19 protein-coding genes, 3 pseudogenes and 1 riboswitch are annotated in these 25,051 nt (G+C 71.0%); of the genes and pseudogenes, 11 read left to right on the top strand and 11 right to left on the bottom strand.

The window, feature by feature from the left end:
* Nucleotides 1–2 precede the first annotated feature (2 nt).
* From N8I84_RS06435 to N8I84_RS06425, 3 genes and pseudogenes are all read left to right on the top strand, one after another.
* Nucleotides 3–920, top strand: a complete 918-nt coding sequence (locus N8I84_RS06435) for a carbohydrate ABC transporter permease (protein WP_263234681.1) — start codon at nucleotides 3–5, stop codon at nucleotides 918–920.
* Between the two features lie 50 nt (nucleotides 921–970).
* Nucleotides 971–3,139: a beta-galactosidase gene (locus N8I84_RS06430; RefSeq protein ID WP_263228646.1), complete on the top strand. Its 2,169-nt coding sequence runs from the start codon at nucleotides 971–973 to the stop codon at nucleotides 3,137–3,139.
* An 83-nt stretch (nucleotides 3,140–3,222) separates the two neighbouring features.
* A pseudogene (locus tag N8I84_RS06425) lies at nucleotides 3,223–4,968 on the top strand (RICIN domain-containing protein); the annotation flags it as partial.
* A gap of 422 nt (nucleotides 4,969–5,390) precedes the next feature.
* On the opposite strand, the gene N8I84_RS06420 reads toward N8I84_RS06425, so the two are convergent.
* The 6 genes and pseudogenes from N8I84_RS06420 to N8I84_RS06395 form a co-directional block, all read right to left on the bottom strand.
* The gene (locus N8I84_RS06420; protein ID WP_263228645.1) at nucleotides 5,391–6,107 is read right to left on the bottom strand and encodes a GntR family transcriptional regulator; all 717 of its coding nucleotides are present in this window, start codon (nucleotides 6,105–6,107) and stop codon (nucleotides 5,391–5,393) included.
* 91 nt (nucleotides 6,108–6,198) lie between these two features.
* Nucleotides 6,199–7,200: a proline racemase family protein gene (locus tag N8I84_RS06415; protein WP_263228644.1), complete on the bottom strand. Its 1,002-nt coding sequence runs from the start codon at nucleotides 7,198–7,200 to the stop codon at nucleotides 6,199–6,201.
* A 14-nt stretch (nucleotides 7,201–7,214) separates the two neighbouring features.
* Nucleotides 7,215–8,111, bottom strand: coding sequence for a dihydrodipicolinate synthase family protein (locus tag N8I84_RS06410; protein ID WP_263228643.1), 897 nt, complete (start codon nucleotides 8,109–8,111; stop codon nucleotides 7,215–7,217).
* A 33-nt stretch (nucleotides 8,112–8,144) separates the two neighbouring features.
* Nucleotides 8,145–9,550: pseudogene (locus N8I84_RS06405) on the bottom strand (FAD-dependent oxidoreductase).
* Nucleotides 9,540–9,839, bottom strand: a complete 300-nt coding sequence (locus N8I84_RS06400; RefSeq protein WP_263228642.1) for a (2Fe-2S)-binding protein — start codon at nucleotides 9,837–9,839, stop codon at nucleotides 9,540–9,542. The pseudogene N8I84_RS06405 and the gene N8I84_RS06400 overlap by 11 nt, the downstream one beginning before the upstream one ends.
* Nucleotides 9,836–10,987: an NAD(P)/FAD-dependent oxidoreductase gene (locus N8I84_RS06395; protein ID WP_263228641.1), complete on the bottom strand. Its 1,152-nt coding sequence runs from the start codon at nucleotides 10,985–10,987 to the stop codon at nucleotides 9,836–9,838. The genes N8I84_RS06400 and N8I84_RS06395 overlap by 4 nt, the downstream gene beginning before the upstream one ends.
* A 177-nt stretch (nucleotides 10,988–11,164) precedes the next feature.
* Here N8I84_RS06395 and N8I84_RS06390 point away from each other — a divergent pair, with 177 nt between their 5' ends.
* Nucleotides 11,165–12,151 carry an aldo/keto reductase gene (locus tag N8I84_RS06390; RefSeq protein ID WP_263228640.1) on the top strand — a complete coding sequence of 329 codons (987 nt, stop codon included), beginning with the start codon at nucleotides 11,165–11,167 and terminating at the stop codon, nucleotides 12,149–12,151.
* Nucleotides 12,152–12,274: 123 nt separating this feature from the next.
* Here the strand turns inward: N8I84_RS06390 and N8I84_RS06385 are convergent, their stop codons facing one another.
* The 3 genes and pseudogenes from N8I84_RS06385 to N8I84_RS43080 all read right to left on the bottom strand — a co-directional run bounded on the left by N8I84_RS06385 (nucleotide 12,275) and on the right by N8I84_RS43080 (nucleotide 15,375).
* Complete coding sequence (locus N8I84_RS06385) at nucleotides 12,275–12,811, bottom strand: NUDIX hydrolase family protein (protein ID WP_200422004.1); 537 nt, start codon at nucleotides 12,809–12,811, stop codon at nucleotides 12,275–12,277.
* Between the two features lie 214 nt (nucleotides 12,812–13,025).
* Nucleotides 13,026–13,715: a response regulator gene (locus N8I84_RS06380; RefSeq protein ID WP_263228639.1), complete on the bottom strand. Its 690-nt coding sequence runs from the start codon at nucleotides 13,713–13,715 to the stop codon at nucleotides 13,026–13,028.
* Nucleotides 13,715–15,375: pseudogene (locus N8I84_RS43080) on the bottom strand (ATP-binding protein). Before N8I84_RS43080 ends, N8I84_RS06380 begins: the two are co-directional and overlap by 1 nt.
* Nucleotides 15,376–15,661: 286 nt before the next feature.
* On the opposite strand from N8I84_RS43080, the gene N8I84_RS06365 reads away from it, so the two are divergent.
* The 3 genes from N8I84_RS06365 (at nucleotide 15,662) to N8I84_RS06355 (ending at nucleotide 18,575) form a co-directional block, all read left to right on the top strand.
* Nucleotides 15,662–16,537, top strand: coding sequence for an ABC transporter ATP-binding protein (locus N8I84_RS06365; RefSeq protein WP_263228638.1), 876 nt, complete (start codon nucleotides 15,662–15,664; stop codon nucleotides 16,535–16,537).
* Entirely contained in the window at nucleotides 16,534–17,412 is an 879-nt protein-coding gene (locus tag N8I84_RS06360) for an ABC transporter permease (RefSeq protein WP_263228637.1), read from the top strand. The genes N8I84_RS06365 and N8I84_RS06360 overlap by 4 nt, the downstream gene beginning before the upstream one ends.
* A 65-nt stretch (nucleotides 17,413–17,477) precedes the next feature.
* Nucleotides 17,478–18,575 (top strand): ABC transporter substrate-binding protein, encoded by a 1,098-nt coding sequence (locus N8I84_RS06355; protein ID WP_263228636.1) that lies wholly within the window; start codon nucleotides 17,478–17,480, stop codon nucleotides 18,573–18,575.
* Nucleotides 18,576–18,638: 63 nt separating this feature from the next.
* Here N8I84_RS06355 and N8I84_RS06350 read toward each other — a convergent pair whose 3' ends face one another.
* Both N8I84_RS06350 and N8I84_RS06345 read right to left on the bottom strand, forming a co-directional pair.
* Nucleotides 18,639–19,439 carry a COG4705 family protein gene (locus N8I84_RS06350; RefSeq protein WP_263228635.1) on the bottom strand — a complete coding sequence of 267 codons (801 nt, stop codon included), beginning with the start codon at nucleotides 19,437–19,439 and terminating at the stop codon, nucleotides 18,639–18,641.
* Between the two features lie 156 nt (nucleotides 19,440–19,595).
* The gene (locus tag N8I84_RS06345; RefSeq protein ID WP_263228634.1) at nucleotides 19,596–20,168 is read right to left on the bottom strand and encodes a hypothetical protein; all 573 of its coding nucleotides are present in this window, start codon (nucleotides 20,166–20,168) and stop codon (nucleotides 19,596–19,598) included.
* 499 nt (nucleotides 20,169–20,667) lie between these two features.
* Between N8I84_RS06345 and N8I84_RS06340 the strand changes: the two genes are divergently transcribed.
* The 4 genes from N8I84_RS06340 (at nucleotide 20,668) to N8I84_RS06325 (ending at nucleotide 24,953) form a co-directional block, all read left to right on the top strand.
* Complete coding sequence (locus N8I84_RS06340; RefSeq protein WP_263228633.1) at nucleotides 20,668–21,552, top strand: glutathione S-transferase C-terminal domain-containing protein; 885 nt, start codon at nucleotides 20,668–20,670, stop codon at nucleotides 21,550–21,552.
* 88 nt (nucleotides 21,553–21,640) lie between these two features.
* Nucleotides 21,641–21,750, top strand: a riboswitch (SAM riboswitch).
* A 352-nt stretch (nucleotides 21,751–22,102) separates the two neighbouring features.
* Nucleotides 22,103–23,062: an amino acid ABC transporter permease gene (locus N8I84_RS06335; protein WP_263228632.1), complete on the top strand. Its 960-nt coding sequence runs from the start codon at nucleotides 22,103–22,105 to the stop codon at nucleotides 23,060–23,062.
* Entirely contained in the window at nucleotides 23,059–23,844 is a 786-nt protein-coding gene (locus N8I84_RS06330; protein ID WP_263228631.1) for an amino acid ABC transporter ATP-binding protein, read from the top strand. The genes N8I84_RS06335 and N8I84_RS06330 overlap by 4 nt, the downstream gene beginning before the upstream one ends.
* Before the next feature lie 83 nt (nucleotides 23,845–23,927).
* Nucleotides 23,928–24,953, top strand: a complete 1,026-nt coding sequence (locus N8I84_RS06325) for an ABC transporter substrate-binding protein (protein ID WP_263228630.1) — start codon at nucleotides 23,928–23,930, stop codon at nucleotides 24,951–24,953.
* The last annotated feature ends 98 nt before the right edge of the window (nucleotides 24,954–25,051 follow it).

Here is a 25,051-nt window from a genome sequence, read left to right as displayed (position 1 = left end):
CGATGACCACGGCCACGACCGCACCGGCGGACCCGGCCCCCACCGCACCGGCACGACGCCGCTCCGCGTCACGCCGGCGCAGCACTCCGCTGACGATCGCCATGCTGGCGGCCCTGGCCTACTTCCTCCTCCCGCTGTTCTGGCTGCTCGTCGCCTCCACCAAGAGCACCCAGGACCTGATCAACCGCTTCGGCCTGTGGTTCTCGCACGCCCCGCAACTGGTGGCGAACATCAGGGCGACCTTCACCCAGGACGACGGCGTCTTCGTGCACTGGCTCCTCAACACCGCCGTGTACGCCGTCGTCAGCGCGCTCGGCGCCGCGCTGCTCGCGGCCGCCGCAGGGTACGGCTTCGCCAAGTTCCGCTTCCGCGGCGACCGCGCCGCCTTCAACCTGGTGCTCGGCGCCATCATGGTCCCGGCCACCGCGCTGGCGATCCCGACCTATCTGCTGTTCGCCAAGGTCGGCCTGGTCAACACCCCCTGGGCCGTCATCCTGCCCTCGCTCGTCAACCCGTTCGGCCTGTACCTCATGCGCGTCTACGCGGCCGACGCCGTCCCGGACAGCCTCCTCGAGGCCGCCCGCATCGACGGCGCGAGGGAGGGGCGGATCTTCTTCCGGATCGCCCTGAGACTGCTGGCCCCCGGCCTGGTGACCGTCCTCCTCTTCACCCTCGTGGCGACCTGGAACAACTACTTCCTGCCGCTGATCATGCTCAACGACCCGAAGCTGTACCCCATCACGGTCGGCCTCTCCTCCTGGGCCGCCCAGGCGCAGAACGGCGGGGCCGGGGCCAGCGGCGACATGCTCCCGCTCGTCGTGACCGGGTCCCTGATCTCCATCGTCCCGCTCGTCATCGCCTTCCTGCTGCTCCAGCGCTACTGGCAGAGCGGCCTGGCGACCGGAAGCGTCAAGCAGTGACGCTCGAGCGCCCCACTCGTACCCTTCACCCTCTCCCGGAGGTTCTCCCTATGGCGGTCCTGCCCGCCCGCGTCCTGTTCGGCGCCGCCTACTACCACGAGTACACGCCCGCCTACGACCCCGAACTGCGGTCCGACGAGCGGCTCAAGACCGACCTCGACCTGATGTCCCAGGCGAAGTTCACCGTGATCCGGGTGGGCGAGTCGGTCTGGTCGACGTGGGAGCCGGAGAACGGGAGGTTCGACCTCGACTGGCTGCAGCCGGTCCTCGACGGCGCCCACGAACGCGGCATCTCCGTCATCCTCGGCACGCCGACGTACGCGGTGCCGCCGTGGCTGGCCCGCCAGTACCCGGAGATCACCGCGGAGCAGGCCACCGGGCAGCGGATCGGCTGGGGTGCCCGCCAGGAGGTCGACTTCACCCACCCCGCCTTCCGCTTCCACGCCGAGCGGGTCATCCGGAAGATCGTCGCCCGGTACGCCGACCACCCGGCCGTCATCGGATGGCAGGTGGACAACGAACCGGGCCTGCACCTCTTCCACAACCACGGCGTCTTCCAGCGCTTCGTGGACCGTCTGCGGCAGAAGTACGGCGATGTCGAGACCCTCAACCGCGAGTGGGGCCTCGTGTACTGGTCCCACCGGCTGTCCACGTGGGCCGACCTGTGGGCCCCGGACGGCAACGCCCAGCCCCAGTACGACCTGGCCTGGCGGGAGTTCCAGGCGAGCCAGGTGACCGAGTTCATCGGCTGGCAGGCCGACATCGTGCGCGAGTACGCCCGCCCCGGCCAGTTCGTCACCACCTGCATCTCCTACACCCGCCGAGGAGTTGAGGACGACGAGCTGACCGACCCGCTCGACATCGCCTCCGGCAACCCGTACTACGACATGCAGGACGGGCTGCTGCTGCCCGACCCGACACCCGACGACCACGAGCAGATCTGGAAGACCACCGGCGTGTGGGCGATGTACCAGACGGCGGACTGGATGTTCTCCTCACGCCAGGAGCCGTTCCTGGTCACCGAGACCAACGCGGGCTCCATCGGCTTCGCCTGGGACAACCGCCCCGCCTACGACGGCCAGTGGCGGCAGGCCGCGTGGGCACACGTGGCGCGCGGTGCGCGGATGATCGAGTACTGGCAGTGGCAGACCCTGCGCTTCGGCGCGGAGACGTACTGGGGCGGTGTCCTGCCGCACAGTGGGCGACCCGGCCGTGCGTATGCGGAACTGGCGCGGCTGGGAGCCGAGTTCGACAAGGCCGGCCCGCTCGTGGCCGGGATCGAGCCGGACGCCGACATCACGATGGTCTACTCGACGCCCAGCAAGTGGCTCATGCAGCAGCACCCACCCCTCGCCACCGCCGACGGCGAACCGGACCCGGCCGCCTACCACCGCATCTTCGACCCCTTCTACCGCGGCGCCTTCGACGCGCGCCGTCAGGTGCGGATCGTCCACGCCCGCCAACTGCACGACCCGCGCGGCGAACGGCCGGGCATGCCGCCCGAGGCGGCCGCGCGACGCCACCCGGTGCTCGTGGTCCCCGCTCTGTACATCGCCCACGACGAGACGATCGACTGGCTCGCCGCCTACGCCCACGCGGGCGGCCACCTCGTCCTCGGTCCCCGCACCGCCTACGCCGACCACCAGGCACGGGCCCGGCACGAAAGGGCACCCGGGCGGCTCGCCGACGCCGCAGGCGTCCACTACGACGAGTTCAGCAACCTCGTCCGCGACATCCCGGTCCACGCCACGGCAGGCGGCCTCCTCCACCTGCCCGAGGGCGCGACGGCCACGCGGTGGGCGGACGGCCTGATCGTCACCGACGCCGACGTCCTCGCCACGTACGAGCACCCGCACTTCGGCCGCTGGCCCGCGGTCACCACCCGCCGCCACGGCGAGGGCCGGATCACGTACGTCGGCACGGTTCCGGACCGCGCCTTCGCCCGCGCGCTCGCCGCGTGGCTGGTGCCCACCGCACGCCACGGCTGGCGTGACCTCCCCGCGTCCGTCACCGCGACGACCGGCACCTCCCCGGACGGACGCCGCGTCCACATCGTCCACAACTGGAGCTGGGAGGCCGCCCGTGTCGCCGCTCCGGTCGAACTGACCGACGTCCTGGACGGCGACGAGATCGCGTCGGGCACCGAGCTGGTGCTCGGGGCGTGGGACGTACGCGTGCTCGCCGCGGCACCCGATCCCCGGCGAGGAGAAGGCCGATGAACCGAGCCACGGAAAACCAAGGAGGGGCTGTGCGGAGAAGACGGCTGGGAAAGGCGCTGGGAACCTTCATCGCGGCATCGGCGATGGCGGCGATACCCATGGCCGGCGCGCAGGCGTACAACCCGACGGGCGGGATCCTGTACCAGCTCGGGAACGAACCGTGTCTGAAAGGCCGGGGCAACTGCGCGATCTACCCGAAGTCGGCGCTGCTGCCCAGCGGACGTCTGGTCGCGTCCTTCGAGAAGGCGACCGTCGTGCCGTCGACGGGAAGCGCCGACGGTGAGACTCTCCCGGTCTACAAGAGCGACGACCACGGCACGTCCTGGCAGCCGCTGTCACAGGTCAAGGCTCCGGCGTACCTCTCCGGTGATCCCCGGTACGCCAAGTACACGAGCAACTGGACCAACCCGTACCTGTACGTGCTTCCGCAGGACATCGGGAACCTGAAGGCGGGCACGCTGCTCCTGGCGAGCGTCGTGTCGGGCGACGACTACTACTACAAAGAGCACAAGGCGGCCGACCCGAACTGGACGCCGTCCAACGACGGAGACCGCAAGGACCTGGCGATCGCCCTGTACTCCAGCACCGACCAGGGCGTCTCGTGGAAGGTCGTCAACGTCGTCGCCACGGGCGGCTGGCAGGGCGGCAGCGCGGGCGCGATCGGCCGGAACGTCTCCGAGGCGAACACGTACAAGCAGGTGGATCCCCTCTGGGAGCCGTACCTGATGGTCTACGAGGGCCGACTCGTCTGCTACTACTCCGACGAGAACGACTACACCGGCTTCGATCCCGTCACCGGCGCCCCGACACCGGATCCCGCGAACGACACCGCCGCGGACTCGCACGGCCAGATCCTCGTCCACAGGACCTGGAACGGCCGCAGTGCGCAGTGGAGCGGTCCCGTCGTCGACGTCCCGGGACTCACCCAGGACATGGGCGGCGGCAAGACGGAGATCGGCGGTGGGCGGCCGGGCATGACCAACGTCGTCCCGACGACGGACGGCAAGTGGCTCCTCACCTACGAGTACTGGGGCGGCGGAGTCAACACCCGGTACGCGATCTCCGACAACCCGCTGAAGTTCTACTCCGCGTCGACGGGCAACCCCGTCACCTCCCTGCCGGTCGACGCCGGTTCCCACCCGCTCGCGGTGAACGGCAGCCCGGTCGTCATCAGACTTCCCGACGGGCGCCTGGTCTACAACGCCGCCGGCAGCGGCGACGTCTGGGTCAACGAGAGCGGACGCAGCGACGGCGTGTGGAAGGAGTACCAGACGACCTCACCGGCCGGCTACAGCCGCAACCTGCAGTACGTCGCCGGCACCGGCCGCATCGAGATACTCAACAACCAGGGCACGTCGACGATCGCGTACGCCGAGGTGGATCTCGGTCATTCGCAGGGCGCCTACTACCGGTTGGTGAACCGCAAGACCGGCCAGGTGATCGGTACCGGCGGCAAGACCAACGACGCGAACCTCGGCAACGGCGACGTGCCCGACGTCCGCCTGGAGGACCCCGGCTCCGTGGCGAACGCGGACACCCAGTACTGGCACGTGGTGACCGAACCGAACGGCGGGGTGACCTTGCTGAACAAGTCGGGCGGCCGGGCGGCGGCCGTCTGGACCGGGAACGCGACGGTCGGCCAGAGGATCGGCCAGTGGGTCGACAACAGCGCGACGGGCAGCTGGAACATCATCAGGACCGCCGACGGCTACTACACGTTCCAGTCGGCCAGGAACACGAACGTGTACCTGACCGGTGCGTCCCGAGGGGCGGCGCTGACCTTGCAGAACGCGGTCGGCGACGGCTCGCAGGAGTGGCAGCTCGTCCAGCAGGCTCCGGCCGCCGCGGACCTGACGAGGGCCGAGCGGTCGAAGAGCCTGATCCCGGCGAACCGGGTCGGCGTGAAGGCCACCGTGTCGCTGGACGCGGCGGCATCGGACCCGGCGGGCAGGGCCCTGCACGCGAACACGACGGGCCACGTCTACGTGTTCGCGCCCGACGGGAGGGTCACCGACCTCGGCCCGGTTGCCTTCGACCAGGACCAGAAGGGGAACGTGACGCTTCCGGGGACGATCGCGGCCGGGACGAAGATCAGGATCGCTGTGGTCTTCGACGACACGCCGCTGATGTGGGATGCGGCTACGACACGCCGCTGATTCGGGTCTGACCACCCTTCGGTGTCTGCCACCGAACGGTGAGCCGCCGAGCGGTGAGCCGCCGACCTCGGACCGGGGCCGCGGCGCGGGCGTGGTCAGTCGCGCGCTCGGTCCTGGTCCCGGCCGTGGGCGGCCCACAGGCCGCGGACATGCCCGATGTGACGGGTCATCACCGTCCGTACGGCCCCCTCGTCCCCTTCCAGCAGGGCGTCGAGGAGTTCGAGGTGCTCCTGGGCCGAGGCGAGCAGCCGGCCCGCCTCGACGAGCGCGGTCAGCCCGTACAGACGCGACCGCTTGCGCAGGTCACCGACCACCTCGACGAGGTGCGCGTTGCCGGCGAGGGCCAACAGGCCGAGGTGGAAGCGGGTGTCGGCCTCGACGTAGGCGATGAGGTCCCCGGCCGCCGCGGCGGTGACGATCTCCCGGGCGGCCGGGCGCAGGGCCTCCAGCGAGACCCGGTCGGCCGTCCGGGCGAGCGCCACGGTGGTCGGGATCTCGATCAGGGAGCGGACGTGGGTGTATTCGTCGAGCTGCTTCTCGGAGACCTCGGTGACCCGGAAGCCCTTGTTGGGGACGGTGTCGACCAGGCCCTCCTTGACCAGGTCGAGCATGGCCTCGCGCACCGGGGTCGCCGAGACGCCGAAGCGGGCGGCCAGCGTCGGCGCGGAGTACACCTCGCCGGGGCGCAGCTCGCCCGCGACAAGCGCGGCCCGCAGGGCGTCGGCCACCCGCTCGCGGTAACTGCTCTTCTTGCCGCCGAGCGTGGGCAGGGCGGGAGCGGGGGAGGGGGAGCTGGGGCGCGGGGCGGCCATGGTGTTTCTGTCTCCTCGAAGGATGCAATGTCACGCAGCACCAGTGTCCCAGTGCTCCGGCGTTCCCGTACCGGGCGGCTGCGGCAGGGGACTACAGCACGAACCCAGCCGGGAACGGGTCCTCCGGGTCCAGAAGGTATTGCGCCGTGCCCGTCACCCACGCCCGCCCCGTGAAGCTGGGCAGCACCGCGGGGCGGCCGGCGACCTCCGTGGTCCCCAGCAGGCGCCCTGTGAACCGCGTCCCGATGAAGGACTCGTTCACGAACTCGGTGTGCAGCGGAAGTTCGCGGCGTGCGTGCAGCTGCGCCATGCGCGCGCTGGTACCCGTACCGCACGGGGAGCGGTCGAACCAGCCCGGGTGGATGACCATCGCGTGCCGGGACAGCCGGGCGGTGGCCCCCGGCGCGTACAGGTGGACGTGGTGGCACCCGCGGATCGTCGGGTCCTCGGGGTGGACGGGCTCCTCCTCGGCGTTGATCGCCTCCATCAGCGCGAGCCCGGCCGCGAGGATGTCGTCCTTGCGGGCGCGGTCGAACGGCAGCCCGAACTCCGCCAGCGGCAGGATCGCGTAGAAGTTGCCCCCGTACGCGAGGTCGTAGGTCACCGTGCGCCCGTCGGGCAGGGTGGCCTTGCGGTCGAGGCCCACGCAGAAGGACGGCACGTTCCTGAGGGTGACGGCCTTGGCCGCGCCGCCCTCGACGGCGACCTCGGCGACGACGGGACCCGCCGGGGTGTCCAGCCGGATGGTGGTCACCGGCTCGACGACCTCCACCATGCCCGTCTCCACGAGGACGGTCGCGACCCCGATCGTGCCGTGCCCGCACATCGGCAGATAGCCGGAGACCTCGATGTAGACGACGCCCCAGTCGCAGTCGGGACGGGTGGGCGGCTGGAGGATCGCGCCGCTCATCGCCGCGTGCCCGCGCGGCTCGTTCATCAGCAACTGCTTGACGTCGTCGCGGTGTTCACGGAACCACAGGCGTCGCTCGTTCATGGTCGCACCGGGGATGGTGCCGATGCCGCCGGTGATCACCCGGGTCGGCATGCCCTCGGTGTGGGAGTCGACGGCGTGCAGGACGAGTTTGCTGCGCATGACCGGCCTCCCTTCTACGCGAGCCCTGCCGCGACGGCCTTCTCCGTGGCGGCGCGCACGGCGGCCTCCTGCTCGGCCGGCAGCGGCATGCGAGGCGGCCGTACGGGACCGCCGTACCGGCCGACGACGTCCATCGACAGCTTGATCGCCTGGACGAACTCCACGCGGGAGTCCCAGCGCAGCAGTGGGTGCAACTGCCGGTACAACGGAACCGCGGTGTCGAGGTCGCCCGCGACCGCAGCGCGGTACAACTGCACCGAGGCGCGGGGGAGGGCGTTGGGGTAACCGGCCACCCAGCCCTTGGCGCCGGCGACCGCGAGCTCCAGCAGGACGTCGTCGGCACCGATCAACAGGTCCAGCTCCGGGGCGAGTTCGGCGAGGCGGTAGGCGCGGCGGGGGTCGCCCGAGAACTCCTTGACCGCGTGGACGAACCCCTCGCCGTGCAGCTTGGCGAGCAGTTCGGGGACGAGGTCGACCTTGGTGTCGATGGGGTTGTTGTACGCCACCACCGGCAGCCCCGCCTTCGCCACCTCCTCGTAGTGGGCGAGCACGGAGCGCTCGTCGGCGCGGTAGGCGTTCGGCGGCAGCAGCATCACCGACGCACAGCCCGCGTCGCGCGCCTGCTCGGCCCAGCGGCGGGCCTCCGCCGAACCGTACGCGGAGACGCCGGGCATCACCCGGGCCCCGCCGATCGCGGACACGGCGGTCTCCACGGCCCGGGCACGCTCCTCGGGGGTGAGCACCTGGTACTCGCCGAGCGAGCCGTTCGGCACGACACCGTCGCAGCCGTTCTCCACCAGCCAGGCGCAGTGGTCGGCGAACCTGGCGTGGTCGACGGCGAGTGTGTCGGTGAGCGGAAGGGCGGTGGCGACGAGAACGCCGCGCCAGGGGCGATGCTCCGGGACGGTCATACGCGATACCCCATCTCGATGACGTGTGACATGTTACCGATGGTCCTCTTGTCGACGGTCCTCTCCGGGCTCCCCGGCCAGCACCCGGAGCGGCACCGGCCGGGCGAGCGGCCTCCGGATCACCGTCTCCGCGCACCCGGCGATCCCGGCAACCCCGGGCCCGCACACCCGGCCCTGGCACCAGCCCATCCCGGCCCGCGTCAGCAGCTTCACCGTCCGCAGATCACCGGCGCCCAACTCGGCGACGGCCTCCCGTACGCTCCCGGCGCGCACCTCCTCGCAACGGCACACCACGGTGTCGTCGGTGACCTGCTCGGCCCAGCGGGCAGGCGGCGCATACGCGTTGTCGAGCGCCGCGAAGAACGCGCGCAGCGACGCCCGGCTCCGCCCGGCGCGCTCCCACCCCGCGGATCGGGCACGGCACCGGCGAGCCGCGCGGCGACGGACCGTCCGGCGATGTGCCCCTCGGCCAGGGCGAGCGCCGCACCACCGATCCCGGTGGCCTCGCCCGCCGCCCAGACCCCCGGGACGCCGGTGCGCTGTTCGTCGTCGACGGCGACGCTCGCCCCGTCGATGCGGCAGCCGAGGGTTTCGGCGAGGTCGGTGTGCGGGAGCATGCCGTGCCCGACGGCGAGGGTGTCGCAAGGGACACGGCGCGCGGTGCCCGCCCGGACCCGTCCATCGGCGTCGAGCGCGGCGACGGTCACCGCCTCCAGCCGGTCGGTGCCCTGCGCCTCGACCACGGTGTGCCGGGCGAGGATCCGCACCCCGTGCCGCAGCAGCCGGGCCGCGTACGCCGTCGCCTCGACCGCTTTGCCGGGCCGGCCGGCCAGGGCCCCGGCGCACCGTACGAAGGCCCTCGGATCGGCCGACTCCACGAGCGCGGCGACCGTCACCCCCGCCGCCGCGAGACCGGTCGCAACCGGAAGCAGCAGCGGCCCGGTCCCGGCCACGACCGCCCTGCGCCCCGGCACCACCAGTGCGCCCTTGAGCATGGCCTGTGCGCCGCCGGCGGTGACGACCCCGGGCAGCGTCCAGCCGGGGAAGGGCAGCACCCGCTCGTAGCCGCCGGTCGCCAGAAGCACGGCGCGGGCCCGCACGGCGACCGGACGCTCCTGCTCGGGCCCGAGCAGGGCGTGCACGGCGAACCCCTCCGACTCCCGCTCCACGCACCACACATGGTGATCCGCCAGGTGGCTGACGCGTCCGGCCGCGAGGTGCCGGTCGAGTCCTTCGCGCAGCCGCAGCCAGGTGCGCCACTGGTGGTGCAGGGCCCGCGCGCGCCGCGCACCGAGTCCGGCGGCGGGCTGCCGGTAGAACTGGCCGCCCGCCTCGGGGGCCGCGTCGACGAGTGTGACGCGCACGCCGCGCGCCGCTGCCGCGAGCGCCGCGGCGAGCCCCGCCGGGCCCGCGCCGATCACCGCGAGGTCAGTCCGCATGCCCCGTCCCCTCCTGCGCACGGATCACATCGCCGGGCCGCACCGGCACCAGGCAAGCGCGCTGGTTCGGCCGGTCGTCGACGGTCACCAGGCAGTCGAAGCACACGCCGATCCCGCAGAAGACCCCGCGTGGCCGGCCCTCGCGCCGGGTGGTGCGCCATGAGGTGATGCCCGCCGCCCAGAGCGCCGCCGCGACCGTCTGACCGGGCAGCGCCTCGATCTCACGACCGTCGAAGGTCACCGTGAAGGCGGGGCCCGGCCGGGTCCCGGCCGACTCCAGTTGATTCACACGGCCTCCCGCTCGAAACGCTCCGGCCGGAACGGCCCGAGGTCCAATTCCGGCGCCTTGCCGCTCAGCACCCGCGAGACCAACTGCCCGGTCCCGGTGGCGAGTCCGATCCCGGCCCCCTCGTGGCCGCAGGCGTGCAGCAGCCCCGGCACCCTGGGATCCGGGCCGATGGCGGGCAGATGGTCCGGCAGGTACGGCCGGAAGCCGAGATAGGTGCGCATCGCCCGTACCTGCTCCAGGAAGGGGAACAGCCGGATCGCGCCCGCCGCCAGCGCCCGCAGGACCGGCAGGGAGAACGACCGGTCGAAGCCGACCCGTTCACGGCTCGCCCCGATCAGGACGGGACCCGCGGCCGTGCCCTCGACGACCGGCGAGGTCTGCAGCGCCGCCGAGTCGCTGGCCACGTCCGCGACATAGTCGGCGGCGTACACCTTGTGCCGCACCCGGCGGGGCAACGGCTCGGTGACGAGCACGAACCCGCGCCGGGGGAGGACCGGCAGGTGCACTCCCGCCAGCGCGGCGAACTCCCCGCCCCAGGTGCCGGCGGCGTTCACCACGGCCGGGGCGAGGATGTCACCGCCGGTCGTGCGCACCCCGTGCACGGCTCCCTGCGGCGTGCGCAGCACCTCGGTCACGGTCCGCCCGGTCAGCAGGCGCGCACCGGACGCGCGGACGAGATGCGCGGCGGCGAGCGTCGGCATCACCTGGCAGTCCTGCGGGTACAGCATGCCGCCCGCGAGGCCCGGGGCCAGGTGCGGTTCCAGGTCGCGGAGCTCGTCGGCGGCGACGACCTCCGCCTCGACCCCGGCGGCCCGCTGCGCGGCCGCGAAGTCCGCCAGGGCGGTGAGCCCTTCGGCGGACGAGGCGACGACGACACCGCCCTTGGGTTCGTACTCGATCGCCGGTCCCAGCTCCTCGGCCAGTTGCCTCCACAAGCGCAGTGAATACAGGGCGAGTTCGAGTTCCGGCCCAGGTTCCTTGTCGGAGACGAGCAGATTGCCCTCTCCGGAGCCGGTCGTACCGCCGGCCACCGGGCCGCGATCCACGAGGACGACGTCCATACCGCCGCGGGCGGCGTACAGCGCACAGGCGGCGCCCACCATTCCGGCGCCGACGACCACGACATCGCAGGTCAGTCGCTGACTCACGGTCAGTACTATGTCACATGGTCCAGCGGGCGACCAGACACCCGACGGACGCTGCCGCACAGGCACCACGCGTTCACATCGCTCCCCGGCGCGCCACCGCCCTTGACTTGAAGCGCACTTGAAGCTGAAGACTCCCGATCGAGCCCGCACCGGCGGGCGGCGACGGGAGGGACCACCATGAAGTACCGGACGATCGGCGCCGATCCGAAGACCCGCCGCCGGGTGAGCGTGCTCGCGCTCGGCGCGATGTTGTTCGGCTCGCGGACGGACGAGAAGACCTCCTTCGCCGTCCTCGACCGCTATGTCGAGGCGGGCGGCAACTTCATCGACACGTCCGACAACTACGCCTTCTGGACCGACGACGGACAGGGCGGCCAGAGCGAGGAACTGCTCGGCCGCTGGCGCCGCAGCCGCGGCGTCGGCGACGAGATCGTGATCGCCACGAAGCTCGGCGCACGCCCGCTTGCCCCCGGCACGAGCTATGTCGACAACGCCGAGGGCCTGTCGGCGAAGGCGATCCGGGAGGCGGCCGAAGGCAGCCGGGAACGCCTCGGTGTGGACCGGCTCGACCTGCTGTACGCGCACATCGAGGACCACACGGTGCCGCTGCGCGAGACCGTCGAGGGGTTCGCCGAACTGGTCGCGGAGGGCACGGTCGGCCTGCTCGGCGTGAGCAACCACGCCGTCTGGCGGGTGGAGCGCGCCCGCGCCCTCGCGGCGGCGGCCGGGCTGCCCGGCTATGAGGTGCTGCAATACCAGCACAGCCATCTGCGCCCGCGCACCGACATCCCCGAGGAGATCTTCCCGGACGGCAGCCTCGGCGGCACCACTGCGGAGCTGCTGAGCTATCTGCGCGCCGAGCCGGGCCTGACCCTGGTCGCGTACTCACCGCTCCTCAAGGGCGCCTACGCACGTCAGGACGTCCCGTTGCCCCGCGACTTCGACCACCCGGGCACCCCGGCGCGGCTGGCGGTGCTGCGGGAGGTGGCGCGGGAGACCGGGGCGAGTGTCAACCAGGTGGTGCTGGCCTGGCAGATCGGCGGCGACCTGCCGGTGATCCCGCTGGCCGGGGCCTCGTCGGTGGCGCAGCTGGAGGAGAACCTGGCCGCGGTGGAACTTGAACTGACGGCGGAGCAGAGGGCGCGGCTGGACGCAGTGCACTGACAGCCCGGGATTCGGGCTCCGAGAGGCGTAACCGCCGACGCGACCACCGGCCCGGCACCGTCGGGGCACCTGGCCGGCGGCCGCGTCGCTCAGGTCCGGCAGTCGCTCAGGTCCGGCAGTCGCTCAGGGCAGGCAGCCGATGTGGGCCAGGGCCTGCTTGAGCAGGACGCCCTGCCCGCCCGGCATCTCGTTCTGGACCACGGCCGACGCGGCCTCCTGGGGGCTGAACCACTCCAGGTCCAGCGCATCCTGGCGGGGACGGCAGTCGCCGGCCACCGGGACGATGTAGGCGAGGGCCACCGCGTGCTGGCGGGGGTCGTGGAACGGGGTGATCCCCAGTGTCGGGAAGTACTCGGCGACGGTGAAGGGCTGCAGGGAGGGCGGAACGCGGGGCAGTGCCACCGGTCCGAGGTCCTTCTCCAGATGGCGCAGGAGGGCGTCACGGACCCGTTCGTGGTGCAGCACCCGGCCCGAGACGAGGGTGCGGCTGACGGTCCCGTCGGGCCCTATCCGCAGCAACAGTCCGATGCTGGTGACTTCACCGCTGTCGTCGACGCGCACGGGCACGGCTTCCACGTACAGGATCGGCATGCGGGCTCGCGCCAGCTCGAGCTCGTCGGGAGTCAGCCAGCCGGGCGTGGTTTCGGTCGTGTCAGGCATTGCCCGATCGTACGGTCAACACCCCGGCATCGGCCGCGTGTCTCACCAGGTCAGACGCAAGTCACACCCACGGTGTGTGGTCGGCCGCCCGCTCGGTCCGCTTTTCCGCACCGGCGAAATCAGGTCGGCGACGGGAAGGCGGCGGTCGGGGAACAGAACGGGAAGGAAAATGTGGCGGACGGGACCGGAAAGCGACGGCTTGTGAGCGGGGCGGTCAGGTGACGATGCGGTACCGGTGCTCCGGACGCCCCGTCGCCCCGTACCGGAGCTCCAGGCGGACCATGCCCTCCTTGACGAGGTAGGACAGGTATCGCTGGGCCGTCGCCCGGGAGACCCCGGTGAGTTCGGCCGCCTCGGCCGCCGACACGGGACCGCCGGCGGAGAGCAGCGCCTGGTGGACGAGGGTCAGGGTGGGCGCGGAGTGCCCCTTGGCCGGCACCCGCGGGACGGCCGGCGGCCGGGTCGCGCTGAACAGGGCGTCCACATCGGCCTGCTCGGTCTCGGCGGCCGGTCCCAGTGCGTGCACCCGGTGCTGGAGTTCGCGGTAGGCGGTCAGCCGCCCGCAGAGGTCCGGGGAGCCGAAGGGCTTGACGAGGTATCCCACGGCGCCCAGCTTCATGGCGGTGCGGACCGACTCGATGTCCCGGTCCGCTGTGATCATGAACGCGTCCGGCCGGGAGCCGCCCTCGTCGCCGGTGAGCCGGCGCAGCACATCGAGCCCGCTGCCGTCCGGCAGGAAGATGTCGAGCAGCAGCAGGTCCGGGTGCAGGGTGCGCACCGCCTCCAGGGCGTCGGCCACGGTCGCCGCCTCGCCGACCACCTGGAAGCCCTGGACCCGGCTCACGTACTCGCTGTGGATGTGGCTCACCCGGAAGTCGTCGTCCACGACCAGGGTTCGGATCATCAGCGGTCGCCTCCCACCGGCAACGCCGTTGTGAACAGTGCGCCCTGCGGCGCGGGGGCCGTGTCCGGCAGCGGCAGGACGACGGTGAAGACCGCGCCCGGGCCCTCGCTGACCGCGACCGTGCCACCGTGCCGCTGCACCAGCCGGTGCACCAGGGCGAGCCCCAGGCCGCGCCGGGCGGTGCCCCGCTCGGGCCGGGTCGACCAGCCGTCCTCGAAGATCGCCTCGGCGGCGCCCGACGGGACCCCGGCCCGGTGTCCGCCACCCGCACGGTCACATGGTCGGGGCCCTCGGTGAGGGTGAGGCGCACCTGGCGGCCGCCCGCCGGGGGCGGTCCGTCCGCCGCGGCGTCGACCGCGTTGTCCAGCAGGTTGCCGACGATCGTCAGCAGCCGGCGCAGATGCGGCGGGTCCTGGCCGAGCGCGGAGTCGTCGTCGAGCACGATCCGCACGCCGCGTTCGGCGGCGACCGTGGTCTTGGCCACGATCAGCCCGACCATCAGCGAGTTCCCGATCCGTCGGCGCACCGACTCGGTCAGTGCCTGCCCGGCGCCGACCGATCCGACGGCGAACTCGTAGGCCGCGTCGTGGTCGCCGATGTCCAGCAGCCCCGCCAGCGTGTGCATCCGGTTGGTGAACTCGTGCTGCTGGGCCCGCAGCGCGTCGGTGAGCCCCCGTACGGAGTCCAGCTCCCGCAGCAGTCCGATCAGCTCGGTGCGGTCGCGTACGGTGACCACCGCGCCGAGTTCGCGGCCGCGCAGCGTGACCGGCATGCGGTTGACGACGAGGCAGTGCTCGTCGGTAAGGACGCTGACGTCGGTACCGCTCACGGTGCCGTCCAGCGCACGCCGCAGCCGGCCGTCGGGCAGCACCTCCTCGAGCCTGCTGCCGAGCGCGGTGCCGAGCCCGAGCAGCCGCCGGGCCTCGTCGTTCACCACGGTGACCCTGCCGTCGGGGTCGAAGGCGACCACACCCTCCCGGATGCCGTGCAGCATCGCCTCGCGGTCCTGGAAGAGCCCGGCGATCTCCTCCAGTTCCAGCCCGAAGGTGGTCCGCTTGAGCCGCCGCGCCAGCAGGTACGCGGCCGCCGAACCGAGCGCGGTGGCGATCGCCGCGTACAGGCCGAAGGTCGGCAGCTCACGCCACAGCTCGCCCAGCACGTACCGCTCCGGGAGCCCCGCCGACACCTCGCCGACCAGCTTGCCGGACGGCCCGTACAAAGGCGCCTTGGCGTTGGCGGACCGCCCGGTGGCGCCCTGGTCGCTGCCGACGCGCGGACGGCCGTCCAGCACCCCGATCGGCTCGTTCACCGGCTCGCCGATGAGCTGCGGCATGGGATGCGAGTGACGGATGCCACGCAGGTCGAGCACGACCACGTACGACGCCCCTGAGGCCTTCCGGATGCGTTCGGCGGTGGTCTGCACCACGCCGCTGTCGGTGCCGTCCGCCATGGCCTGACGGATCTGCGGCTCGGCGGCCGTGGTCTGCGCGATGGCCAGCGCGCGCTGCTCGTAGGAACGGTCGAGTTCGCCCCGCTGTGCGAACGCGAACAGCACGAAGCCGATCACGCCGGTGAGGCCGAGGATGAACAGCTGGTTGGCGAGGATCCGGGCGGAGAGCTTCCCTCTGCCGCCGCGGGTGATCCAGGTACGGATGGGCATCACAGGCGCCTCTTTGCCCCTGTCGTACGTAGTGCCGGGTCCGGCCCCTGCGCAGGACCCGCGTGGCGCGATTGTGCCTGATGGCCGAAATCCTGCCCAGCCCCGTTTCACTGAGCAGAACGAGCAGAACCCCGGGTTACGCGGCTATCGCGGGATACCTGTGAAACAGCGACGTAACACCGGGTGGCCTCTAGCGTCTGCCTTCACCCGCTCCCGACGAGGTGCGGAACTCGACCCGACGACGTGTGGAACCCGCCCCTCGAGGCGTGGAAGGAGACGGCCCCCCATGGCTTCGCGAAACGATGTCGCGAAGAGCCCGATCAGCGGTACGGCGACCGCAGGCGCAGCAGCGCGTGAGGATGCGCGCATCGAGATCTCCGGGCTCACCAAGCGATTCCTGACCCCTGCCGGTGAGGTGTTCACGGCGCTGCAAGACGTGTCGTTCACCGTGGAGCCGGGCCAGTTCTGCGCGGTGGTCGGCCCCACCGGCTGCGGCAAATCGACGACGCTGAGCATGGTGTCCGGCCTGGACCGGCCGAGCGAGGGATCGGTCAAGGTCGGCGGCCGCGAGGTGGAAGGCATCACCGACGGCGTCAGCTTCATGTTCCAGGCCGACGCCCTGCTGCCCTGGAAGACCGTGCTCGGCAATGTGCTGATGGGCCCGGTCTTCCGTGGCGTGCCCAAGCAGCGGGCACAGGAGCAGGCTCGTGACTGGCTGCGCCGGGTCGGCCTCTCGGGCTTCGAGGACCGCTACCCGCACCAGCTCTCCGGCGGTATGCGCAAGCGAGTGGCGATGGCCGCGGCCCTGATCAACGAACCCAAGATCCTGATCATGGACGAGCCGTTCGGTGCCCTCGACGTGCAGACCAAGGCGATCATGTCGACCGAGCTGCTGGCCCTGTGGGAGCAGATCCGGCCGTCCGTCGTCTTCATCACCCACGACCTCGACGAGGCCGTGGCACTCGCCGACCGCGTCGTCGTCATGACGTCGAGCCCCGGATCGGTCAAAGCGGTCTTCGACATCGACCTGCCGCGCCCGCGCGGCTCGGTCCAGGAGATCCGTTTCGAGCCCCGCTTCATCGAACTGCAGCACCAGATCTGGGACACGCTGCGCGAGGAGGTGGAGCGCGCCTACGCACGCACCGCAGGAGGTAAGGCATGACCACGACGTCCACCGCTCCCGCCGCTCCGGTCAGCGGCGGTCAGGTATCGGCCGCTGCCGCCGCCAGAAGCGCCGTCCGACGCCGCGTCGCGCTGGTGTGGGCGGGCCGCATCGGCCTCGCGGTCGTCGTCATCGGCGGCTGGCAGGCGTTCACCACGTGGGGGATCGTCGACCCGTTCTTCTTCGGGCAGCCGTCAGGCATCGCCAAGCGGCTGGTCGACCTCTTCCAGAACGGCACGGAGTTCGGGTCCTTCTACTCGAACATCTGGACCACGATCCAGGAGGCGCTCGCCGGCTTCGCCCTCGGGTCCGTCACCGGAGTGGTCTTCGGCGTGGCGCTGGGGCAGAGCCGCTTCCTGTCCGACGTGCTCGGCCCCTACATCAAGATGGTCAACGCGATCCCGCGCATCGTCCTCGGCTCGATCTTCATCGTCGCCTTCGGCATCGGCGTGACCCCGAAGATCCTGCTCGCCGCGGTGCTGGTGTTCTTCATCGTCTTCTTCAACGCCTTCCAGGGCGTCCGCGAGGTCGACCGCAACATCCTCGCCAACGCCAGGGTGCTCGGCGCCTCGCAGATGCAGATCATCCGCCACGTCATCGTGCCGTCCGCGCTCACCTGGATCATCGCGAGTCTGCACAGCGCGTTCGGATTCGCCATCGTCGGCGCGCTGGTCGGGGAGGTGCTGGGCGCACAGAGCGGCCTCGGCCTGGTCATCAAGACCGCGCAGAACAACTTCGACCCCAATGGTGTGTTCGCGACGATGCTCGTCATCTCGGTCATCGTGCTCGGCGCCGAGTGGCTGATCAGCAAGCTCGAGCACCGGCTGCTGTCCTGGCGCCCCCCGGCCCCGTCCGAGGCGTCGAACGCCCTCTGACTCAGTCCCTCCCCGCCCTCTCCGCTCTTCCCCTGCCCCACCCCAGAAAAGGAATGTGGCCAGCCATGTCAAGACGATCCGCCGCCGTCACCGCCTCCCTCCTCACCGTCCTCGCCCTCGGCACGGCCACCGCCTGTTCCAGCGGCTCCCACAGCGGCTCCCAGAGCGTCGGCAGCTCCGGCGGCGTGCCCACGGTGAAGCTCATGGTCGGCGGCATAGACAAGCAGATCTACCTGCCCTACCAACTCGCCCAGAACCTCGGTTTCTACAAGAAGTACGGCGTAAATGTGGAGCTGAGCACCGAGCAGGACGGCGGTGTCGGTGCCGAGGACGCCATGGCCTCGGGCCAGGTGGACATGGCGGGCGCCTGGTACAACCACACGATCGAGTTCCAGGCCAAGGGCAAGGCGGTCGAGGACGTGGTCCAGCTCTCCGGCGCGCCGGGCGAGCGTGAGATGTGCACCAAGAAGTCGGGCGTCACCTCGGCCGCCGACTTCAAGGGCAAGACCCTCGGCGTCACCGACCTGGGTTCGGGCACCGACACCCTCACCCAGTTCCTGGCCGCCAAGAAGGGCGTCAAGACCAGCGACTTCCACCGGATCGGGGTCGGCGCCGGCTCCACCGCCATCGCCGCGCTGCAGAACGGCAAGGTGGACTGTGTGATGACGACACAGCCGACGGTCGCCGCGATCGAGAAGAAGGGCGTCGGTGCCTCCGCGATCGACCTGGCCACCACGCAGGGCGCCACGGCGGCGATGGGCGGTGCCTTCCCCGCGGCCAGTGTGCTCGCCCGCACCGACTGGGTGAACCAGAACAAGGCCACCGTGCAGAAGGTCGTCGACGCGCTCGTGGCCACCATGCACTGGATCAACGCGCACAGCGCGGCCGACATCGCGAACAAGCTCCCGGCGTCGTTCGTGTCGAACCAGTTGGTGACCAAGGCCGACTACATCGCAGCCCTGAACGAGGACAAGGGCCAGTTCCTCCCGGACGGCATCATGCCGGCCGGCGGTCCGAAGACCTCATTGGCGACGGAGAAGTTGGTCGGCAACGTGAAGGGTTCGGTGGACCTCAGCAAGACGTTCACCAACGACTTCGCCATCCAGGCCAACAAGACCGAGGGCTTCAAGACCACCACGACCCCCGCGGGGGCGGACGGCTGAGCCTGCCACCGACACGACGTCGCCCCGCCTGTCAGCATCAGCGGCAGGCGGGGCGGTGCCATGTCACACTGCGGCCGAGTCGCTCCCGACGTCGCGTCGCGAGACCGTCAGGTAGGCGACGAAGCCGAGGATCGCGACCGTCCACGACAGGGTGACCGGGCCCAGGCCCCAGTCCAGCCCGCCGCGCTTGTGGGGCAGGGCCATCCAGTCGGCGATCGACGCACCGAGCGGGCGGGTGATGACGTACGCGGACCAGAACGCGACCACCGGGCCGAGCAGGCCCCCGCGGTGGGCGACCGCCGGCACCGAGATGGCGACGGCGTACAGAGCGACGGACCCCAGGTAGCCGAAGCCGATCGTGGCGCTCAGGTCGCCCGCGGCCGTACCGAGCGCGAACGTGGCGAGCACGGCCGCCCAGTAGAACGCCTCTCGGCGGCGGGTGGAGATGCTGTGGATGGACAGGGTCCGCTCGCTCGCGTACCACAGGGCGAAGACGGCGGCCAGCGCCACCAGGAACAGCGGCGTCGAGAGCGCGTAGGGCACGCCGAGACCCACGTGCAGGACGTCGGCGGCCATCGTGCCGAACACGCTGACCATGACGATGGCGGTCCAGTAGACCCAGGCCACGTACCGGCGCACCGCGAACTGCAGGACCAGGGACCCGACCAGGACGAGGGCGCCGAGGCCGACCGCGGGGATCGGGCCGAGCAGACGGGCCAGGTAGTCGGAGGCGGTCTCGCCCATTCCGGTGGTCAGTACCTTGATGATCCAGAAGTAGACGCTGACTTCCGGCACCTTGTTCGCCGCCCGGCGTATGCGGGTGTGGGCGTGCGGCCGGTCGTCCAGGACGTGCTCTGTGCTCATGGCAGGCACGATGACATGGGGAACTGCTGCTTCCACAGGTCCCTTTGCCATTGTTTTGGATCTTCTGGTGCAGGCGTTGCCGTAGAGGTTCGGAAACGCGGAGCCGCCCCTCTCGGTGGGGGAGGGGCGGCTGCGGTCGCTACATGGACCGGCTGATCAAGATGCCGGAGGCGTGGGGAAATCCGTCACGAAGCTGCACGGTACGTTGATCGGTCGGCCCGGGCCCGGGTTCCCGCCCGACGTGGTGCAAGTGCCCTCCTGCACCCGTCCGTCCGCAGTCAACACGGAGACGTACACGACGGCATCTCTCTCTGCCAGCGTGGCGTCGATGACGTTGCTCGGCCCTCCCACCGGCAGCCAGCCGCTGACAGCGTGGCCCGCGTCCGGACCCGTCTCGGCGACTGTCAGGACGTACACCTGCCCGTTGCACACCGCCGAGATGTACTTGGTCTCCCCGTGGACGACCGAGTCGATGTCGAAGCAGCCCGCGGGCGGCGTCGGCGGCTTCGGCTTGGGGCACTTGTCCTTGTCGTGGTCGCCGCCGGCGTCGGTCGTGTGGTGATCGCAGCTGTCGGTCGGGCGTACGGTCTCGCCGCGTCCGACGGCTGCGGCGGGAGTGGCCAGTCCGACCGCCATCACGAGCGCAAGCGAGGCGAGCTTGCCGGCCTTCCGGTACCTCTCGCGCGCCAGCGGTCCGAGAGAGAAGGGCGTCCTGCTTTCAGGGCTCATCCATGGGCTCCTTGTCCGAACGGTTCCGGGTGGTCCCCCGAAGCCTGACCCGCCCACGCGGCGGTCCTCGGCACGCCCTGCCGGGCGGGCCCGTATATCAGCTGGTCGGACCACCCGATTGCCTCCGGTCGAGGGAGCCACCACGCGTGAGACGCGTCCCTCTCACTCTGCGGACCACCCTCTTGACGCGGGCCGGAGCCGGATCGACACTTCATGGGAGATTTCCTAGTGGACGGGTAGGGAAACCATGGGGCGCCCGAGGCCGGTCATCAGCCGTGTTCATCGCACGCGCCGGCAGTCCCTCCTGCTGACCTCCCGCCTTCACATCGATCTGCTGCGCGTCTGCAGCGCGAGCAGCCGCCGGCGCTGAAACAGGCGGAGCCGCGCCGCGCCCCGCCACCCCGCGTCCCCGCCACCCCGCGCCGTTCGCGCCGGGGAGCGCCGCCTGCCCGCGGGCCACCGCCCCCGCACCCTCGCGTCCCAGAACCTCGGGAGAGACATGTCCGCCCATGCCCTGACCGCACTCCCGTCCGCACAGCCGGTCCCCGCCTTCCGCGGCCGGATCGGCTGTGACGCCCGCAGCGGCCACTACGCCGTGCCGCGCCGCTACCGTCTCCACCTGTCGCCGGCGTGTCCGCACTGTCTGCGGATAGCCATCACGCACAGCCTGCTCGGCCTCGAGGACGTCTGTCCCGTCACGCTGCTGCCCGCGGTGCCCGACGGACCCGGCGGCGAGTACTCCGCGCTGCGTCCGCTGTACGAGGCCAGTGCCCACCGCTATCCCGGAGCCGCCCTGACGCCGGTGCTCAGCGACGACTGGTCGGGCCGGATCGTCAGCACCCATGCTCCGGACATCATGCGCGATCTGGCGCGGCACTTCGGCACGGACCACCCCGCGCTGTATCCGTACGGGGCGGACGCCGAGATCGAGGGTGTCCAGCGGCTGTGCGAGCAGGGCATCGACGCGGCCGCCCAGCGCGCCGGACGCGTCGACGCCGACACGGAGGAACGGGACGCCGCGCTCACCTCGCTGCTGTGCACCCTGCGGTCACTGGAAGGACGGCTCGCCCGTCAGGAGTACCTGCTCGGCGACCACCTCACCGCAGCGGACGTGGAGTTGTGGGTCAGCCTGGTGCAGCTCGACACCGTGCACCGCTGGCACCTGGACGCCACCGCGGTGCACCGCATCGCCGACCACCCGCACCTGTGGGCGTACGCCCGCCGGCTGGCCGCCCACCCCGCCTTCGGTCCGCACCTCGACCACGCCGGCATCGCCCGACGGCACCACGCGCACTGCCGGGGGCTGGAGGCCGCGGGCGCCGCCGTGCAGATCCTGGACTGGGCCTCGCACGTCCCCAACGGCGCGGCGACCCACACCGGTTGAGCGGGAGAACGGCGCCGCTGAGCACGTATCACCTGCCGGACGCACGTTGACATCGCTTACGGCGCCTGTATTGACTTGACGCCAGAAAGGTCATGAGCGTCAGCGACAAGCCCTGGCTGGCTGACCGGCAACCCTCGCACCGCGGTGGGGTGCCCCAGGTGACGACCCGACCGGATGACGTTTCGGTAAGCGCGTGGCCCCCCCGGGCCGGAAGAACGACGGAGACGGTGATGTACGCAGCCTCGAGGACAGCCGCAGTGCGGCTCCGCGGCCTCGTCCTGCTGTGCGCCAACCGTTCCGTCGACCTGCTCCGCGTCAACAGCGCACTGTGTACCACCCCGGGCTCTGCCCGCTGTCACGGCTGACGGCGTTCTGAATCCCTGACGCGCACCGCCGCCGCGGTGCGCCCTCGTTCCGTCCCGTCCCCGGTGCACTGCGCTTCACCAGCCTCGTCACGCCGCGGCCCCGCGTCGCCAGGCGGTGCCGCGGCGCGCCGCCCGGGGCTTCCGACTCCGCTGGAGCCTGTCATGAGTGAACCCCGGGAGCCGCCGTGTCCCTCGCCCCGGCGCCACCCGACGAAGAGACCGCGGCCAAGCCCCTCGCGGCCCAGCGGGTGCTGCCCCTGCGCCGGCCGGGCCGCTGGATCGCCACGGCGGTCGTGCTGGTCCTCGTGGCCCAGTTCGTCCACGGCCTGGTGTCCAACCCGTTCTACCAGTGGGACCGCTTCGCCTACTGGTTCCTGCGCCCCACCATCCTCGACGGGCTGGTCATCACGCTCGAAGTCACCGCCCTCAGCGCCGTGTCGGGCCTGCTCGGCGGTATTGTGCTCGCGCTGGCCCGGCTCTCCAAGAGCCCGGTCCTGCGCGCGGTCAGCTGGACGTACGTGTGGGCGCTGCGCTCCATACCGCTGATCGTGGTGCTGATCTTCCTCTTCAACTTCAGCGCCCTGTACAAGACGTTGAGCGTCGGCGTGCCCTTCGGCCCCGCGTTCTTCAGCTTCGACGAGTCCAAGCTCGCCACCGACATGGTCGTCGCCGTCGTAGGACTGAGCCTGAACGAGGCGGCGTACGCGGCGGAGGTGGTCCGCGGCGGCATCCTCTCGGTCGACCAGGGCCAGCACGAGGCGGCCGCCGCACTCGGCCTGCCGAAGGGCCACCAGTTCAGGCGGATCGTCTTTCCGCAGGCCCTCAGGTCCATCACCCCGAACTACGTCAACCAGCTGATCGGCCTGGTCAAAAGCACGTCACTGGTGTTCTACGTGTCGCTGCTCGACCTGTTCGGCTCCGCGCAGACCATGGGCAGCACCTACCCCGGCGACATCGTGCCGCTGCTGCTGGTCGTCACCGTCTGGTACCTGATCCTGACGAGCCTCGTGTCCGTCGTCCAGTTCTACGTCGAGCGGTACTACGCCCGCGGCGCCACCCGCGCGCTGCCGCCGACCCCGTTGCAGAAGCTCCGCACCGGTCTCGCCGATCTGCGGGCCCGTGCGCGCAGGGAGGCCGCCGTATGACCACCGACACGCTCCGGACCCGCCCCGCCGCCATCCAGGTGCACGACGTGCGCAAGGCGTTCGGCGCCCATCAGGTGCTGCACGGCGTGGAGTTGACCGTACGACCGGGCGAGGTGACCGTGATCCTCGGCCCGTCCGGTTCCGGCAAGTCCACCCTGCTGCGGGTGATCAACCACCTGGAGAAGCCCGACCGCGGCCATGTCAGCGTGGGCGGCGAACCCATCGGCGTGCGCCGACACGGAGACCACCTCAAGGAGCTGAGCGAGCGGGTCATCCTCGGCCAGCGCAGCCGCATCGGATTCGTCTTCCAGAACTTCAACCTCTTCCCGCATCTCACCGTGCTGGAGAACGTGACGGCGGCGCCGGTGGCGACCGGCAAGCTGACCAAGCCGGAAGCCAGGAACCTCGCCCTGGACCTGCTCGGCCGGGTCGGACTCGCCGACAAGACCGGCGCCTACCCGCGGCAGCTGTCCGGCGGCCAGCAGCAGCGCGTCGCCATCGCCCGCGCGCTCGCCCTGCGGCCCGGCGTCATCCTCTTCGACGAACCCACCTCAGCGCTCGACCCCGAACTCGTCGGCGAGGTGCTGGCCGTCATCAAGGACCTGGCCGGCGGCGGCACCACGCTGGTCATCGTCACCCACGAGATCGGCTTCGCCCGCGAATGCGCCGACCGGGTGATCTTCATGGACGACGGCCGGATCGTCGAACAGGGGCCGCCTGCCGAGGTCCTCGACAACCCGCGGCACGAGCGGACCCGGGACTTCCTGAGCAAGGTGCTCTGAAACCGCCGGTTCCGCGTTCCGCTCCACAGCCTCCCCCCGCGCCACCACCGCCACCGCTCACCGCTCACCGAACAAGGACAGTCATGCCCACTCTCAGTCTCCGCACCCGACTCCTGCGCGGCCTCACCGCGGGCACCGCCGTCGCCTCCCTCGCCGCCGGACTCGCCGCATGCGGGGGCACGAGCGACGCCGCCACCAACACGGACAGCGCATCCTCCGGCAGGGTCACCGTGGGGCAGCTCTCCAACGGCGCTGCCACGCAGACCGCCCTCAAGGTGTCCGAGGTGAAATCCCTCAATGCCGAACTGCCCGCCGCCATCCGCAAGAGCGGCAAGCTGGAGATCGGCATCGGCGCCCTGCCCTCCGGCTTCGCACCGCTGGCGTACGTGGGCAGCGACCAGAGGACCCTCACCGGCGCGGAACCCGACTTCGGCCGCCTGGTCGCCGCGGTCCTCGGCCTCAAGCCCGAGCTGAGGAACTTCACCTGGGAGAACCTGTTCGTCGGCATCGACAGCGGCAAGGTCGACGTGGCCTTCTCGAACGTCACCGACACCGAGGAGCGCAAGAAGAAGTACGAGTTCGCCTCCTACCGGCAGGACAACCTGGCCTTCGAGGTGCCGAGGACGAGCACCTGGAACTTCGACGGCGACTACGAGAACCTCGCGGGCAGGACCGTCTCGGTCGGCTCGGGCACCAACCAGGAGAAGATCCTCCTGGAGTGGAAGGCGAAGCTGGCCAAGGAGGGCAAGAAGCTCACCGTCAAGTACTACCCGGACCGCAACGGCACCTACCTGGCGCTGTCCAGCGGCAAGATCGACGCGTACTTCGGCCCCAACCCCGGTATCGCCTACCACATCAGGCAGGTCGCGAACACGCCCCAGGCGACCCGCAACGCGGGTGAGTTCTCCGGTGCCGGCGAGTCCCTGCAAGGCCTGATCGCTGCGACCGCGAAGAAGGACAGCGGGCTCGCCAAACCGCTCGCCGACGCCATCAACCACCTGATCGAGAACGGTCAGTACGCCAAGTGGCTGGCCGCCTGGAACCTGTCCAACGAGGCCGTCGCCAAGTCCGAGGTCAACCCGCCCGGGCTGCCGCTCGACAACTCCTGACCGCAGGGATTCCCGGAGTGCGGAACAGACGGCGGGGCCGGACTGTTGTCGTTGAGACGAGTTGCGCGCCACGACGGCTGTTCGGACGGAGGTGCAGG

Source organism: Streptomyces cynarae, from assembly GCF_025642135.1.
In the GTDB taxonomy this organism is placed as follows: domain Bacteria; phylum Actinomycetota; class Actinomycetes; order Streptomycetales; family Streptomycetaceae; genus Streptomyces; species Streptomyces cynarae.
Note: the sequence above shows the minus strand (reverse complement) of the source record. Positions and strands in the feature narration are given on the sequence as shown.

What these genes read in the sequence shown, in the direction of transcription:
- N8I84_RS06390 (WP_263228640.1), top strand. Translation starts at nt 11,165, where the DNA reads ATGAAGTACCGGACGATCGGCGCCGATCCGAAGACCCGCCGCCGGGTG.
- N8I84_RS06430 (WP_263228646.1), top strand. Translation starts at nt 971, where the DNA reads ATGGCGGTCCTGCCCGCCCGCGTCCTGTTCGGCGCCGCCTACTACCAC.
- N8I84_RS06420 (WP_263228645.1), bottom strand. Translation starts at nt 6,107, where the DNA reads ATGGCCGCCCCGCGCCCCAGCTCCCCCTCCCCCGCTCCCGCCCTGCCC.
- N8I84_RS06330 (WP_263228631.1), top strand. Translation starts at nt 23,059, where the DNA reads ATGACCACCGACACGCTCCGGACCCGCCCCGCCGCCATCCAGGTGCAC.
- N8I84_RS06410 (WP_263228643.1), bottom strand. Translation starts at nt 8,111, where the DNA reads ATGACCGTCCCGGAGCATCGCCCCTGGCGCGGCGTTCTCGTCGCCACC.
- N8I84_RS06385 (WP_200422004.1), bottom strand. Translation starts at nt 12,811, where the DNA reads ATGCCTGACACGACCGAAACCACGCCCGGCTGGCTGACTCCCGACGAG.
- N8I84_RS06365 (WP_263228638.1), top strand. Translation starts at nt 15,662, where the DNA reads ATGGCTTCGCGAAACGATGTCGCGAAGAGCCCGATCAGCGGTACGGCG.
- N8I84_RS06435 (WP_263234681.1), top strand. Translation starts at nt 3, where the DNA reads ATGACCACGGCCACGACCGCACCGGCGGACCCGGCCCCCACCGCACCG.
- N8I84_RS06415 (WP_263228644.1), bottom strand. Translation starts at nt 7,200, where the DNA reads ATGCGCAGCAAACTCGTCCTGCACGCCGTCGACTCCCACACCGAGGGC.
- N8I84_RS06380 (WP_263228639.1), bottom strand. Translation starts at nt 13,715, where the DNA reads ATGATCCGAACCCTGGTCGTGGACGACGACTTCCGGGTGAGCCACATC.
- N8I84_RS06325 (WP_263228630.1), top strand. Translation starts at nt 23,928, where the DNA reads ATGCCCACTCTCAGTCTCCGCACCCGACTCCTGCGCGGCCTCACCGCG.
- N8I84_RS06340 (WP_263228633.1), top strand. Translation starts at nt 20,668, where the DNA reads ATGTCCGCCCATGCCCTGACCGCACTCCCGTCCGCACAGCCGGTCCCC.
- N8I84_RS06355 (WP_263228636.1), top strand. Translation starts at nt 17,478, where the DNA reads ATGTCAAGACGATCCGCCGCCGTCACCGCCTCCCTCCTCACCGTCCTC.
- N8I84_RS06360 (WP_263228637.1), top strand. Translation starts at nt 16,534, where the DNA reads ATGACCACGACGTCCACCGCTCCCGCCGCTCCGGTCAGCGGCGGTCAG.
- N8I84_RS06345 (WP_263228634.1), bottom strand. Translation starts at nt 20,168, where the DNA reads ATGAGCCCTGAAAGCAGGACGCCCTTCTCTCTCGGACCGCTGGCGCGC.
- N8I84_RS06350 (WP_263228635.1), bottom strand. Translation starts at nt 19,439, where the DNA reads ATGAGCACAGAGCACGTCCTGGACGACCGGCCGCACGCCCACACCCGC.